Genomic DNA, 13,140 nt, shown 5'->3' on the forward strand with positions numbered 1-13,140 from the left:
GGCCGTGGCGTCTGTGCGCCACACGCCCCGGGTCAATCAGGCGGTCGTTCTTGCGGGCGGTCAGGCGCCCAGTTCGCGTACCAGCGAGTCGCGGGTGATCTCGCTGATCGACTTGGCGCCGGTCAGCACCATCGCTACGCGCATTTCCTTCTCGAACAGCTCCAGCAGGTTCTTCACCCCGGCCTGGCCGTGCACGGCAAGGGCGTAGAGGAAGGCGCGGCCGATCAGTACGGTATCGGCGCCGAGGGCGATCATGCGCACCACGTCGAGGCCGCTGCGGATGCCGGAATCGGCGAGGATCTTCAGGTCACCTTTGACCGCATCGGCAATTGCCGGCAGGGCGCGGGCGCTGGACAGCACGCCGTCGAGCTGGCGGCCGCCGTGGTTGGACACGACGATGCCGTCAGCACCGAACCTGACCGCATCGCGGGCGTCATCGGCATCGAGAATGCCTTTGATGATCATCGGGCCGTCCCAGAACTCGCGGATCCACTCCAGGTCTTTCCAGGAGATCGACGGGTCGAAGTTGTTGGCCAGCCAGCCGATGTAGTCGGCAAGGCCGGTGGGGTTGCCACGGTAGGTGGAAATGTTGCCCAGGTCGTGTGGGCGCCCCATCACACCGACATCCCATGCCCACTCGGGGTGGGTCATGGCTTGCAGCACGCGGCGCAGCGGGCCGTTCTTGCCGCTCATGCCAGAGTGGGCGTCGCGGTAGCGGGCGCCGGGTGTCGGCATGTCGACAGTGAACACCAGGGTCTTGACCCCGGCGGCCTTGGCCCGCTCCAGGGCGTTGCGCATGAAGCCGCGGTCCTTCAGCACGTACAGCTGGAACCACATCGGCCGGTCGATGGCCGGGGCCACTTCTTCGATCGGGCACACCGACACCGTGGACATGGTGAACGGAATGCCGTGGGCCGCCGCCGCACGTGCCGCCTGCACTTCACCACGGCGGGCGTACATGCCGGTGAGGCCGACCGGGGCCAGGGCCACCGGCATGCTCAGGGTTTCGTCGAACAGCTTGGTCTGCAGGCTGAGCTCGGACATGTTCTTCAGCACGCGCTGACGCAGGGCAATGCTGGCCAGGTCCGAGACGTTGTGGCGCAGGGTGTGCTCGGCGTAGGCGCCGCCGTCGGCATAGTGGAACAGGAAGGGAGGCAGCTTGCGTTGGGCCGCGGCGCGATAGTCGGTAGAGGCAGAAATGATCATGGATTCTCGCAGCGTTGCGTGTGGGGATTGCCGGGCGCGCGACGGCGCCCGGCCCCTTTCACTTTAGTGATGAACCAGCATGCCGGTCAGCCAGTAGGCCTGGATCAGAGTGATCAGGCCGACGATGGTGGCGAAGAACAGGCTGTGCTTGACGGTGAAGCGGAACAGGTCGGATTCCTTGCCAACCAGGCCGGTGGCGGCGCAAGCCACGGCGATCGACTGCGGCGAGATCATCTTGCCGGTCACGCCGCCGCTGGTGTTGGCCGCTACCAGCAAAGTGTCGTTGACCCCGATCTGGTGCGCGGTGGTGGCCTGCAGCGAGCTGAACAGGGCGTTGGACGAGGTGTCGGAACCGGTCAGGAACACACCCAGCCAGCCGAGGAACGGCGAGAAGAACGGGAACGCGGCACCGGTACCGGCCAGCACCAGGGCCATGGTCGAGGACATGCCCGAGTAGTTGGTGACGAAGGCGAAGGCCAGCACCATGCCGATCGACAGGATTGGCCAGCGCAGCTCCCAGAAGGTTTCCTTGAAAGTGGTAAGACCAGTTTTGAAGTTGATCTTCAGCACGGCCATGGAGATCAGCGCCGAGAGGAAGATCGCGGTGCCGGTGGCAGAGATCGGGTCGAGCTTGAACACCGCTGGCATGGCGGTTGGCGCGGCGACGATCGGTGCGGTCTTGATCACCAGTTGGTCGAGGTGCGGGATGGCGAAGTTGAACACGAAATTGTACATCGCGCCGCCCGGGGCGAAGGCCGCCTTGAACGGTTTCAGGGTCCAGATGGTGACCAGCACGGTGAGGATCAGGAACGGCGACCAGGCCTTGAAGATCTCGCCAAAGCTGTAGGGGCTTGGTTGGCTGCCGCTTGGCTGGACCACGGCGGCACCGACGCTGCCCTTGGCTTCGGCGAACGAACGCTTTGGCTGCCAGACTTTCAGGAACAGGGTCAGGGCGATCAGGCTGGCCAGGGCCGAGGTGATGTCCGGAAGCTCCGGGCCGATGAAGTTCGAGGTGAAGTACTGGGTGACGGCGAAGCTCAGGCCGGCGACCAGGGCGGCAGGCCAGGTTTCCTTCACGCCACGCAGGCCGTCCATCATGAATACCAGCCAGAACGGTACGAACAGCGACAGCAGCGGCAGCTGGCGACCGGTCATGGCGCCAATGTGGAAGGCGTCGATACCGGTGACCTGGCCGGCCACGATGATCGGGATGCCCAAGGCGCCAAAGGCCACTGGCGCGGTGTTGGCGATCAGGCACAGGCCGGCGGCGTACAGCGGGTTGAAGCCCAGGCCCACCAGCAGCGCGGCAGTGATCGCCACCGGTGCACCAAAGCCCGCCGCACCTTCCAGGAACGCACCGAAGCAGAAACCGATCAGCAGCACTTGCAGGCGCTGGTCGTCGGTAATCGACAGCACCGAACTGCGGATCACTTCGAACTGGCCGCTCTTGACCGTGAGTTTGTACAGGAACACCGCGGCAACGATGATCCAGGCAATCGGCCAGAGGCCGTAGAGGAAGCCATAACCTGCAGCGGCGAATGCCATGTCGACAGGCATCTGGAAGGCGAAGATCGCCACCAGGATCGACAATGCGAGGGTGATGCTGCCGGCCACGTGGCCTTTGAGGCGGAACACCGCGAGGGCAAGGAAGAAGAAGACGATGGGGATGACCGCCGCCAGTGCGGACAGGCCAAGACTACCAAGCGGACTATAGATTTGTTGCCAGGTTTGCATATGGGGTGGCCCCTAATTGTTGTTGGTCAGGCACTGGCATTGGATAATTGGTAAGACCAATTTACAATGGCTGGGCGCTAGGTTAAAAGCGTCTTCGTGGGTGTGTCAATTTGTCCCGTGCAAAACTTTGGTCGTGTGCCGATGAGTGGGCATCTGATGGGCGGGGAAAATCGTCGGCTGGTGGGTGTTTGCAAGGCCCGGATCGGCGAGAATAGGCGCCCCCTGAAATCTGCCGGGGGTTTGTGGAGAGCATGTGATGGTTTTTGATCAGGTCCGCCAACGGCGCCTGTCCGACGACATCGTCGATCGGTTGGAAGGGATGATTCTGGAAGGTACGCTGACCTCGGGTCAGCGGCTGCCGGCCGAACGCGTCCTTGCCGAGCAGTTCGGCGTGTCCCGCCCATCACTGCGTGAGGCGATCCAGAAGCTGGTGGCCAAGGGGCTGCTGGTCAGCCGCCAGGGTGGGGGCAATTTTGTCGCCGAGTCTCTGGGGTCCACTTTCAGCGACCCATTGCTGCAACTGCTTGAGCACAGTGCCGAGGCGCAGCGTGACCTGCTCGAATTCCGCCATACCCTGGAGGCGTCCTGCGCCTACTACGCGGCCCAGCGCGCCACCCAGCCCGACCGGGCGCGCCTCAAGGCGGCCTTCGATGCGCTGCAGGACTGCTATGCCAGGGCCGACGAAGTGACCCGGGCGGAGGAAGGCGCGGCCGATGCGCGCTTCCACCTGGCGATTGCCGAGGCCAGCCATAATGCCGTGTTGCTGCACACCATTCGGGGCTTGTTCGACCTGCTCAAGCGCAACGTGGTGACCAACATCGGCGGCATGTACCAGCAACGGACCGAGACCCGGGACATGCTGATCAGCCAGCACCGGGAGCTGTACCTGGCGATAGTCGAGGGCAGGGCGGAGGATGCGCGGGAAGTGTCCAGCCGGCACATTCTGTATGTGCAGGAGGTGCTGGAAGAGGCGCATGAAGAAGCGCAGCGAGTGGCGCGGGCGGAGCGGCGTAGCGGGCGTTGAGATTTGTACTGGCAGTGCTGGCCTCTTCGCGGGTTTACCCGCGAAGAGGCCGGAGCAGGCTGAAGAAGAGGTATTACTCTTCCTTGCCCTTGTTCCGCACAGCCCGCTGCAGCTCGCGGTTGGAATCGCGCTCGCGCATGGTGTCGCGCTTGTCGAATTCCTTCTTGCCCTTGCCCAGTGCGATTTCGCACTTGATCAGGTGCTTGCTCCAGTACAGCGCCAGGGCCACGCAGGTGTAGCCTTTTTGCGCCACGGCCGCTTCCAGGCGCTCGAGCTCGCGCTTGTTCAGCAGCAGCTTGCGAGTGCGGATGGGGTCGGCTATGACGTGGGTGCTGGCCGTGGTCAGCGGGGTGATGTGGCTGCCGAACAGCCAGGCCTCACCGTCCTTCAGCAGCACGTAGCTGTCAGTCAGGTGCGCCTTGCCGGCTCGCAGGCTTTTTACTTCCCAGCCGGACAGGACCAGCCCGGCCTCGAACTTGTGTTCGATGAAGTAATCGTGTCGCGCCTTCTTGTTCTGCGCGATGGTCCCGGTCGGATGTTTCTTTTGTTTAGCCATAGGGGCGGCATTATAGGCAGTCGCCGCGTCGTCGGCTATGGGATTTCGGTGTGCTTGAGCCACTGCAATGAATACCGGACAATACAGCCCCTGTCTTTGCGACAGAACCTGTTTTCGGCACGCTGCGAAGCGCCGCCACCCAGCCTTGGAAGTGATGCCTGGATGACTACCCATATTCAACGCTCCGCCCTGCTGCCGTATCCCGCCCAGGCGCTCTACGATCTGGTCAACGATGTGGCCAGCTACCCGCAGTTTCTGCCTTGGTGCTCGGCCTCGACGGTGATCGAAGCCAGCGACACGCACATGCGTGCCAAGCTCGAAGTGGCCAAGGGCGGCATGAGCCAGCACTTCGTCACGCGCAATGTACTGGTGCCGGGGCAGTCTATCGAGATGAACCTGGAGGAAGGGCCGTTCACCCAGTTACATGGCCTTTGGGTGTTCAAGCCGCTGGGTGAAAAGGCCTGCAAGATCAGCCTGGACCTTTCGTTCGACTATGCTGGCCCGCTGGTGCGCGCGACTTTGGGGCCGCTGTTCAACCAGGCGGCAAATACGCTGGTGGATGCCTTTTGCCAGCGTGCCAAGCAACTGAATGCCTGACTGAAACAGCGGCAACAAAAAGCCCGGACCAAGTCCGGGCTTTTTTGTATCTGCTCGCCGCTTATTGAGGCGAGGTTTCCAGCGGCGCTGGAGTCGGGACCGGGGTGGTCTCGATGGTGTCGATTTCGCGCTGGATGGATTCTTCCACCGAACCTGGCTTGGCCGGTTTTTCTTCAGGCTGCACGGTTGGCTGCTCTGGCTGGTTGGCCGGGCTGACCGTGGTGTCGCTGCTGCCACCGAGGATTTCCTGGTCGCGGCTGACGCCTGGCATGAAGTCGCCGGACAGGCTCACCAACTGGTCGCTTTCGTTGAAGAACACGCTCATGCGTTCCTGCTGGCGTTTGCCGCCGCCTGGCTGCAGGCTGTACAGGTAATCCCAACGGTTGGTGTTGAAGGTGTCCTGGATTAGCGGGTTACCCATGATAAACCTTACTTGCCGGCGGGTCATTCCGGGGCGCAATTGGTCTATCATGTCTTGCGTAACGACATTGCCCTGCTGGATGTCGATTTTGTAAACCCCGGGAAACGAGCAACCGGCGAGTGCGAGCAGTCCCACTAGGGTGAGGCTGGTTAGCAAGAGCTTGGTGTTTTGCATCGGTGGGCGACTTCCACTATCTTGGCTGGACAACGTAAACCCCGATCATACCCGTATTAAGAGAAGCTGCGAAGCAGCATCGGCGAGAAAGCTGACCATGGTTGAAAATAGCGAATTGCGCAAAGCCGGTCTCAAGGTGACCCTGCCTCGAGTCAAGATCCTTCAGATGCTCGACTCCACCGAGCAGCGTCACATGAGCGCCGAGGATGTCTACAAGGCGCTGATGGAGGCTGGCGAGGACGTGGGCCTGGCCACCGTCTACCGCGTACTGACCCAGTTCGAAGCGGCGGGTCTGGTGGTTCGCCACAACTTCGACGGCGGTCATGCGGTGTTCGAACTGGCCGATGGCGGTCATCACGACCATATGGTCAACGTGGAGACCAGTGAAGTCATCGAGTTCATGGATGCCGAGATCGAGAAACGCCAGCGCGAAATCGTGGCCGAGCATGGCTACGAGCTGGTGGATCACAATCTGGTCCTGTACGTACGTAAAAAGAAGTAACGATTTCTTATCGTTATGAATGGCAAAGGCGACCTTCGGGTCGCCTTTGTGCTTTCTGAGGTAGAGAGCGGTGTCGTTTGTGCCGGCCTCTTCGCGGGTAAACCCGCTCCCACAGGTACTGCGCAGGCTCAGGCCCGGTGAATATCCTGTGGGAGCGGGTTTGCCCGCGAATGGGCCTGAAAAAGAAGGGTTCAGGCCTTGCCGCTTACAACCATCTTGCGCGCATGCGCCAGGGATTCCTTGGTCAGGTCTATGCCGCCCAGCATCCTCGCCACTTCCTCGACCCGCTCGCGCTTGCCCAGATTGGCCACGGCGGTGTGGGTAGTGTCGCTATTGCGCACCTTGTGTACGAACAGGTGGTGATGACCTTGTGCTGCTACTTGCGGCAGGTGGGTTACGGTCAGCACCTGGCCTCGCTCGCCCAAGCGGCGCAGCAATTGGCCGACGATTTCGGCAGTAGGCCCGCCGATACCGACGTCGACTTCGTCGAACACCAGGGTGGGAATGCGCGAGGTCTGCGCGGTAATCACCTGGATCGCCAGGCTGATGCGGGACAGTTCACCGCCTGAGGCCACCTTGGCCAGGCCCTTGAGCGGTTGGCCAGGGTTGGCGCTGACCAGTAGCTCGATCTGCTCCAGGCCATGGGGCGAAAGGTCTGCTCCTTCATTGGGTGTAAGTGCGATACAGAAGCGCCCGCCAGGCATGCCCAGGCGCTGGATCTCCTGCTCGACGGCCACCGCCAACTGCTGGGCGGCCTGCTGGCGCAGCGCGCTGAGCTCCAGCGCCTTCTCTTTATAATGCTGGGCGAAAGCGGCCAGTTCTTCACCCAATCGCTCGATCGACTCGTCACTGGCGTTCAGGCCCTCCAGCTCTTCCATCAGTTGCTGCTGCAGGTGGGGCAGTTCGGTTGGGTGCACTCGGTGTTTGCGTGCCAGCGTATAGATAGTGTCGAGGCGTTCTTCCAATGCCTGCAGGCGCATGGGGTCGGCGTCGAAGTTGTCGAGGAAACGGTTGAGCTCGCCCACGGCTTCCTCGACCTGAATCTGCGCGCTGGCGATCAGGTTGGCCGCTTCGCCCAGTGCCTTTGGCGAGTTGGGGGCGGCACCCAGGCGGTTGAGGCTGGAGGTGAGGGCGCTGAGCACGTTGCCCGAATCGCTTTCGCTGCACTGGTCGATGACTTGGCGGCAGATGCCGAACAAGGCTTCGGCGCTGGTCAGGTTCTTGTGTTCCTGCTCCAACTGCTCCAGTTCGTATTCACCCAGGCCGAGGTTGTCCAGTTCCTCCAGCTGGTAGCTCAGCAGCTGATGGCGGGCGCGCTGCTCATCGCCGGAGTTGGACAGGCGCTCCAGCTCCAGGCGGGTCTGGTTCCAGCGCTTGGCCGCCAGCTGTACCTGACGGGCCAGGTCGACGGCGCCGGCGTACTCGTCGAGCAGGCGGCGATGGGTGTCGGTCTTGAGTAGTGACTGGTGCTCGTGCTGGCTGTGGATATCGATCAGCAGCTCGCCCAGTGCCTTGAGGTCGCCGAGCGGGCAGGGGGTGCCATTGATGTAGCCGCGGCTGCGGCCTTCGGCGGTGATCACCCGGCGCAGGATGCACAGGCCGTCGTTGTCCAGGTCACGCTCGGCCAGCCAGGCATGCGCCTCGGGGATGTCCACCAGGTCGAAGGTGGCGAGGATGTCTGCCTTGTCCGTGCCGGGGCGCACCACGCCACTGTCGGCCCGGTCGCCCAGGGCCAGACCGAGGGCATCGAGCATGATCGATTTGCCTGCACCGGTCTCACCGGTGATGACGGACATGCCTCGGGCGATCTCGAGGTCGAGGTGCTCGACGATGGCGTAGTTGTGAATGGACAGGTGCACCAGCATGGGGCGGCTCCCGAAAGTCAGGTCTGGTTATTTATACAGTACTTTTTTCAGGCCTGCCAATGCCCCTTGGCAGATTCTGTTGCAGCCGGGAAAACGACCTTGCCCCTTGAAGCTGGTTTTTCCGGCCCCATATAGCCGACATCAATGGCGAGCCTGGCTCGCAGTCCACAAAATTGCGCAGGAGAGACCCCATGGCTGACGAACAGCTGAACGAGAAAGACCTTAACGTCGAAGAGACCGGTGCAGGTAATGCTGCCGATGCCCGCGTCCTGGAACTCGAGGAGCAGCTGGCCGCCGCCAAGGACCAGGCGCTGCGCGCCGTTGCCGACGTGCAGAACGCTCGTCGTCGTGCCGAGCAGGATGTCGAGAAAGCACACAAGTTTGCCCTCGAGAAGTTCTCGGGCGACCTGCTGCCGGTGATCGACAGCCTGGAGCTGGCCCTGGCGCACTCCAGTGCCGACGATGAGCACGTCAAGCAGATCCGCGAGGGTGTCGAGCTGACCCTGAAGATGTTCCAGGACACTCTCAAGCGCTACAACCTCGAAGCAGTCGACCCGCACGGCCAGCCGTTCAACCCAGAGCACCACCAGGCCATGGCCATGCAGGAAAACGCCGAAGTGGAGCCGAACAGCGTGCTGAACGTGTTCCAGAAGGGCTATCTGCTCAACGGTCGCCTGCTGCGCCCCGCCATGGTGGTGGTCAGCAAGGCGCCAAGCGCGGCGCAACCCTCGATCAATGAAAAGGCTTGAAATCCATCCGGGCATCCCCATCTAGGTGTCAAGCCTTCAAGTATTACCGCAGTTGGCCAAAGTAGTCGCTGCTACCAAATTCAAGTTTCGGGAGAGTTAACATGGGTAAAATCATCGGTATCGACCTGGGGACCACCAACTCGTGCGTTTCTGTTCTGGAAAACGGTAACGTCAAGGTCATCGAAAACGCCGAAGGTGCGCGTACCACCCCTTCGATCGTGGCCTACGCCAATGATGGCGAAATCCTGGTTGGTCAGTCGGCCAAGCGTCAGGCGGTCACCAACCCGCACAACACTCTGTTCGCAGTGAAGCGCCTGATCGGCCGCCGCTTCGAAGAAGATGTTGTACAGAAAGACATCAAGCTGGTGCCTTACAAGATCGTCAAGGCCAGCAATGGTGACGCCTGGGTGCAGGCCAGTGGCAAGGACATGGCTCCGCCGCAGATCAGCGCCGAAGTCCTGAAGAAAATGAAGAAAACCGCCGAAGACTACCTCGGCGAGCCAGTTACCGAAGCGGTCATCACCGTTCCGGCCTACTTCAATGACAGTCAGCGTCAGGCCACCAAGGATGCCGGTCGCATCGCTGGCCTGGATGTAAAACGCATCATCAACGAGCCGACTGCCGCTGCACTGGCTTACGGCATGGACAAGGCCAAGGGCGACCACACCGTCATCGTTTATGACCTGGGTGGTGGTACCTTCGACGTTTCGGTCATCGAGATTGCCGAAGTCGATGGTGAGCACCAGTTCGAAGTACTGGCTACCAACGGTGACACCTTCCTGGGTGGCGAAGACTTCGACATGCGCCTGATCGACTACCTCGTCGATGAGTTCAAGAAAGAGTCCGGCATGGACCTGAAGAACGATCCGCTGGCGCTGCAGCGTCTGAAAGAAGCCGCTGAAAAGGCCAAGATCGAGCTGTCCTCCGCTCAGTCGACCGACGTCAACCTGCCGTACATCACTGCAGACGCTACCGGTCCGAAGCACCTGAACGTGAAAATCTCCCGCGCCAAGCTGGAGTCGCTGGTCGAAGACCTGGTCACCCGTACCATCGAGCCTTGCCGCATCGCTCTGAAAGACGCCGGCATCGATGCCAGCAAGATCGATGATGTGATCCTGGTCGGTGGCCAGACCCGTATGCCACTGGTACAGAAAGCCGTTGCCGACTTCTTCGGCAAAGAAGCGCGCAAGGACGTCAACCCGGACGAAGCCGTGGCCATGGGTGCTGCCATCCAGGGCGCGGTGCTGGCTGGTGACGTCAAAGACGTACTGCTGCTGGACGTCAGCCCGCTGACCCTTGGTATCGAAACCATGGGTGGCGTGATGACTTCGCTGATCGAGAAGAACACCACCATCCCGACCAAGAAGTCGCAGGTGTTCTCGACTGCCGACGACAACCAGGGTGCCGTGACCATTCACGTGCTGCAGGGTGAGCGCAAGCAGGCTGCACAGAACAAGTCGCTGGGCAAGTTCGACCTGGCTGACATTCCGCCGGCTCCACGTGGCGTTCCACAGATCGAAGTAACCTTCGACATCGACGCCAACGGCATCCTGCACGTCAGTGCCAAGGACAAGGCTACCGGCAAGTCGCAGTCGATCGTGATCAAGGCCAACTCCGGCCTGTCGGACGAAGAAATCGAGCGCATGGTGCGTGACGCCGAGGCCAACGCCGAGGAGGACCGCAAGTTCGAAGAACTGGCTGCTGCCCGTAACCAGGGTGACGCGCTGGTTCACTCGACCCGCAAGATGGTCGCTGACGCTGGTGACAAGGTTACCGCTGAAGAGAAAGCCGCCATCGAGGCTGCCGTTGTTGCCCTGGAAGCCGCTGTCAAAGGCGACGACAAGGCTGCCATCGACGCCAAGGTCGAAGAGCTGTCCAAGGTTTCGGCGCCGGTTGCCCAGAAGATGTACGCCGAGCAGTCGGCCGAACCGCCTCAGGGCGGCGCGCAGCAGGCCGAGCCGGAAGCCAAGCACGATGACGTGGTTGACGCTGAGTTCGAAGAAGTGAAAGACAACAACAAGCAGTAATCCCTGCATGTTGTCGGCCAGTTCACCGCCGTTTGGTGGTGAGCTGGTAGGATGTCGCCGCGCGGGGGCTTGCTCCCGCGTTGGCGTATCTGGAATTCGAGAATTTTTACAGCATCTGTCGGTGGCCCTGGTGGGCAAAGGGCGGGTGCTGATGGCGCGGCGTAGATGCCAGACGCCCAACAAGGTGCAAATGACCTATGTCCAAGCGTGATTATTATGAGGTATTGGGTGTCGAGCGCGGCGCCAGCGAATCAGACCTCAAGAAGGCTTACCGTCGCCTGGCGATGAAGTACCATCCGGACCGCAATCCGGGCGACAAAGAGTCGGAAGACAAGTTCAAGGAGGCCAACGAGGCCTACGAAGTGCTGTCTGACGCCAGCAAGCGTGCTGCGTTCGACCAGTACGGTCATGCGGGTGTCGACCCGAGCATGGGTGGTGGCGCCGGGTTCGGTGGTGCCAACTTCTCCGACATCTTCGGTGATGTGTTCAGCGACTTCTTCGGGGGCGGCCGTGGCGGCTCGCGTGGCGGCGCCCAGCGCGGCAGCGACCTGCGCTACACCCTGGAACTGAACCTGGAAGAAGCGGTACGTGGCACCACGGTCAGCATCCGTGTGCCCACCCTGGTCAACTGCCAGCCGTGCGACGGCTCCGGTGCCAAGAAGGGCTCGACCCCATCTACCTGCCCGACTTGTGGCGGTATCGGCCAGGTTCGCATGCAGCAGGGCTTCTTCTCGGTACAGCAGACCTGCCCGCGCTGCCATGGTCAGGGCAAGATCATTACCGACCCCTGCACCTCGTGCCACGGCGAAGGCCGTGTCGAGGAATACAAGACGCTGTCGGTCAAGGTGCCGGCAGGTGTCGATACCGGCGACCGCATCCGTCTGTCGGGCGAGGGCGAGGCCGGTACCCATGGTGGCCCGACCGGCGACCTGTATGTGGTGATCAACGTGCGTGAGCACGAGATCTTCCAGCGAGATGGCAAGCATCTGTACTGCGAAGTACCGATCAGCTACACCGATGCCGCCTTGGGTGGCGAGCTGGAAGTGCCGACCCTCGATGGGCGGGTGAAGCTGAAGATCCCGGAAGGTACCCAGACCGGCAAGCAGTTCCGCCTGCGCGGCAAGGGTGTTGCCCCGGTGCGCGGTGGTGGTGCGGGTGACCTGCTGTGCCGCGTGGCGGTGGAAACCCCGGTCAACCTCAGCCGCCGCCAGCGCGAGTTGCTCGAAGAGCTGCGTGATTCGCTGGAAGGCGATAGCTCCCACTCGCCCAAGGCCAGTGGCTGGTTCGATGGCGTGAAGCGCTTCTTCGGCGATCTCTGACAAGGAAATGGCTATGCGACGTATTGCAGTGATGGGCGCGGCAGGGCGGATGGGCAAGACCCTCGTCGAAGCCGTGCAGCAACAGGCTCCCCAGGCGGGCCTGACGGCGGCGATCGACCGCCCGGACAGCTCGCTGGTAGGGGCTGATGCTGGTGAGCTGGCGGCCCTGGGCCGTATTGGTGTGCCGATTTCCGACGACCTGTCCAAGGTGGTCGACGAGTTCGACGTGCTGATCGATTTCACTCACCCTTCGGTGACCCTGAAGAACCTGGCGTTCTGCCGCAAGGCGGGCAAGGCCATGGTCATTGGTACTACTGGCTTCACGCCGGAAGAGAAGCAGCTGCTGGCCGAGGCCGGCAAGGAAATCCCGATCGTTTTTGCCGCCAACTTCAGTGTCGGCGTCAACCTGTGCCTTAAGCTGCTGGATACCGCAGCGCGCGTGCTGGGTGACGATGTGGATATCGAAATCCTCGAGGCGCACCACCGGCACAAGGTCGATGCGCCGTCGGGCACCGCGCTGCGCATGGGTGAAGTCGTTGCCCAGGCGCTGGGTCGCAACCTGCAGGAAGTGGCCGTGTATGGCCGTGAAGGGCAGACCGGTGCACGTGAGCGTCAGACCATCGGCTTCGCCACCGTGCGTGCCGGTGATGTGGTGGGTGACCATACAGTGCTGTTCGCCGCTGAAGGCGAGCGCGTCGAGATTACCCACAAGGCTTCCAGCCGCATGACCTTTGCCAAGGGCGCCGTGCGTGCGGCGCTGTGGCTGGACGGGCGCGAGCCTGGCCTGTACGACATGCAGGATGTGCTCGAGCTGCGTTAAGCAGTTTGAACTGTGTTGGCTTCTTCGCGGGTAAACCCGCTCCTACAGGTACAGCGTTGCCCTCAGGCATGGCGCTATCCCTGTAGGAGCGGGTTTACCCGCGAAGAAGCTGGCACAGATGTCAGCCTGTCGCATTGATGTGTTTT

12 protein-coding genes are annotated in these 13,140 nt (G+C 61.9%); 7 read left to right on the forward strand and 5 right to left on the reverse strand.

Features of this window, described 5'->3' with window-relative positions:
- Positions 1-60: 60 nt before the first annotated feature.
- Both lldD and WM94_RS13180 read right to left on the reverse strand, forming a co-directional pair.
- Positions 61-1,206: an FMN-dependent L-lactate dehydrogenase LldD gene (lldD, locus tag WM94_RS13175; RefSeq protein WP_013974303.1), complete on the reverse strand. Its 1,146-nt coding sequence runs from the start codon at positions 1,204-1,206 to the stop codon at positions 61-63.
- 63 nt (positions 1,207-1,269) lie between these two features.
- Complete coding sequence (locus tag WM94_RS13180; protein WP_015271872.1) at positions 1,270-2,940, reverse strand: lactate permease LctP family transporter; 1,671 nt, start codon at positions 2,938-2,940, stop codon at positions 1,270-1,272.
- A gap of 256 nt (positions 2,941-3,196) precedes the next feature.
- Between WM94_RS13180 and WM94_RS13185 the strand changes: the two genes are divergently transcribed.
- Positions 3,197-3,964 carry an FCD domain-containing protein gene (locus tag WM94_RS13185; protein ID WP_013974301.1) on the forward strand — a complete coding sequence of 256 codons (768 nt, stop codon included), beginning with the start codon at positions 3,197-3,199 and terminating at the stop codon, positions 3,962-3,964.
- A gap of 73 nt (positions 3,965-4,037) precedes the next feature.
- On the opposite strand, the gene smpB is transcribed toward WM94_RS13185, so the two are convergent.
- Positions 4,038-4,520, reverse strand: coding sequence for an SsrA-binding protein SmpB (gene smpB, locus WM94_RS13190; protein WP_013974300.1), 483 nt, complete (start codon positions 4,518-4,520; stop codon positions 4,038-4,040).
- A gap of 162 nt (positions 4,521-4,682) precedes the next feature.
- On the opposite strand from smpB, the gene WM94_RS13195 reads away from it, so the two are divergent.
- Positions 4,683-5,117, forward strand: coding sequence for a type II toxin-antitoxin system RatA family toxin (locus tag WM94_RS13195; protein WP_003258078.1), 435 nt, complete (start codon positions 4,683-4,685; stop codon positions 5,115-5,117).
- A 61-nt stretch (positions 5,118-5,178) separates the two neighbouring features.
- On the opposite strand, the gene WM94_RS13200 is transcribed toward WM94_RS13195, so the two are convergent.
- Positions 5,179-5,712: an outer membrane protein assembly factor BamE gene (locus WM94_RS13200; protein ID WP_025340711.1), complete on the reverse strand. Its 534-nt coding sequence runs from the start codon at positions 5,710-5,712 to the stop codon at positions 5,179-5,181.
- A gap of 97 nt (positions 5,713-5,809) precedes the next feature.
- Between WM94_RS13200 and fur the strand changes: the two genes are divergently transcribed.
- Positions 5,810-6,214, forward strand: coding sequence for a ferric iron uptake transcriptional regulator (gene fur / locus WM94_RS13205; protein WP_015271870.1), 405 nt, complete (start codon positions 5,810-5,812; stop codon positions 6,212-6,214).
- Positions 6,215-6,405: 191 nt separating this feature from the next.
- Here the strand turns inward: fur and recN are convergent, their stop codons facing one another.
- Complete coding sequence (gene recN / locus WM94_RS13210; RefSeq protein ID WP_061551376.1) at positions 6,406-8,079, reverse strand: DNA repair protein RecN; 1,674 nt, start codon at positions 8,077-8,079, stop codon at positions 6,406-6,408.
- A gap of 191 nt (positions 8,080-8,270) precedes the next feature.
- Here recN and grpE point away from each other — a divergent pair, with 191 nt between their 5' ends.
- From grpE to dapB, 4 genes are all read left to right on the forward strand, one after another.
- Positions 8,271-8,828, forward strand: a complete 558-nt coding sequence (grpE, locus tag WM94_RS13215) for a nucleotide exchange factor GrpE (protein WP_003258073.1) — start codon at positions 8,271-8,273, stop codon at positions 8,826-8,828.
- Positions 8,829-8,929: 101 nt separating this feature from the next.
- The gene (dnaK, locus tag WM94_RS13220; RefSeq protein ID WP_061551377.1) at positions 8,930-10,855 is read left to right on the forward strand and encodes a molecular chaperone DnaK; all 1,926 of its coding nucleotides are present in this window, start codon (positions 8,930-8,932) and stop codon (positions 10,853-10,855) included.
- Between the two features lie 197 nt (positions 10,856-11,052).
- Positions 11,053-12,174 carry a molecular chaperone DnaJ gene (gene dnaJ, locus WM94_RS13225; protein ID WP_061551378.1) on the forward strand — a complete coding sequence of 374 codons (1,122 nt, stop codon included), beginning with the start codon at positions 11,053-11,055 and terminating at the stop codon, positions 12,172-12,174.
- Positions 12,175-12,187: 13 nt separating this feature from the next.
- Positions 12,188-12,994 (forward strand): 4-hydroxy-tetrahydrodipicolinate reductase, encoded by an 807-nt coding sequence (dapB, locus tag WM94_RS13230; protein WP_015271866.1) that lies wholly within the window; start codon positions 12,188-12,190, stop codon positions 12,992-12,994.
- The last annotated feature ends 146 nt before the right edge of the window (positions 12,995-13,140 follow it).

This window comes from Pseudomonas sp. ABFPK (genome assembly GCF_001586765.1).
In the GTDB taxonomy this organism is placed as follows: Bacteria; Pseudomonadota; Gammaproteobacteria; order Pseudomonadales; family Pseudomonadaceae; genus Aquipseudomonas; species Aquipseudomonas asiatica.

Excerpts from the sequence above, each read along its gene's own strand:
- grpE (WP_003258073.1), top strand. The coding sequence starts at position 8,271 with ATGGCTGACGAACAGCTGAACGAGAAAGACCTTAACGTCGAAGAGACC.
- dnaJ (WP_061551378.1), top strand. The coding sequence starts at position 11,053 with ATGTCCAAGCGTGATTATTATGAGGTATTGGGTGTCGAGCGCGGCGCC.
- dapB (WP_015271866.1), top strand. The coding sequence starts at position 12,188 with ATGCGACGTATTGCAGTGATGGGCGCGGCAGGGCGGATGGGCAAGACC.
- lldD (WP_013974303.1), bottom strand. The coding sequence starts at position 1,206 with ATGATCATTTCTGCCTCTACCGACTATCGCGCCGCGGCCCAACGCAAG.
- recN (WP_061551376.1), bottom strand. The coding sequence starts at position 8,079 with ATGCTGGTGCACCTGTCCATTCACAACTACGCCATCGTCGAGCACCTC.
- WM94_RS13195 (WP_003258078.1), top strand. The coding sequence starts at position 4,683 with ATGACTACCCATATTCAACGCTCCGCCCTGCTGCCGTATCCCGCCCAG.
- WM94_RS13200 (WP_025340711.1), bottom strand. The coding sequence starts at position 5,712 with ATGCAAAACACCAAGCTCTTGCTAACCAGCCTCACCCTAGTGGGACTG.
- smpB (WP_013974300.1), bottom strand. The coding sequence starts at position 4,520 with ATGGCTAAACAAAAGAAACATCCGACCGGGACCATCGCGCAGAACAAG.
- WM94_RS13185 (WP_013974301.1), top strand. The coding sequence starts at position 3,197 with ATGGTTTTTGATCAGGTCCGCCAACGGCGCCTGTCCGACGACATCGTC.
- fur (WP_015271870.1), top strand. The coding sequence starts at position 5,810 with ATGGTTGAAAATAGCGAATTGCGCAAAGCCGGTCTCAAGGTGACCCTG.
- dnaK (WP_061551377.1), top strand. The coding sequence starts at position 8,930 with ATGGGTAAAATCATCGGTATCGACCTGGGGACCACCAACTCGTGCGTT.
- WM94_RS13180 (WP_015271872.1), bottom strand. The coding sequence starts at position 2,940 with ATGCAAACCTGGCAACAAATCTATAGTCCGCTTGGTAGTCTTGGCCTG.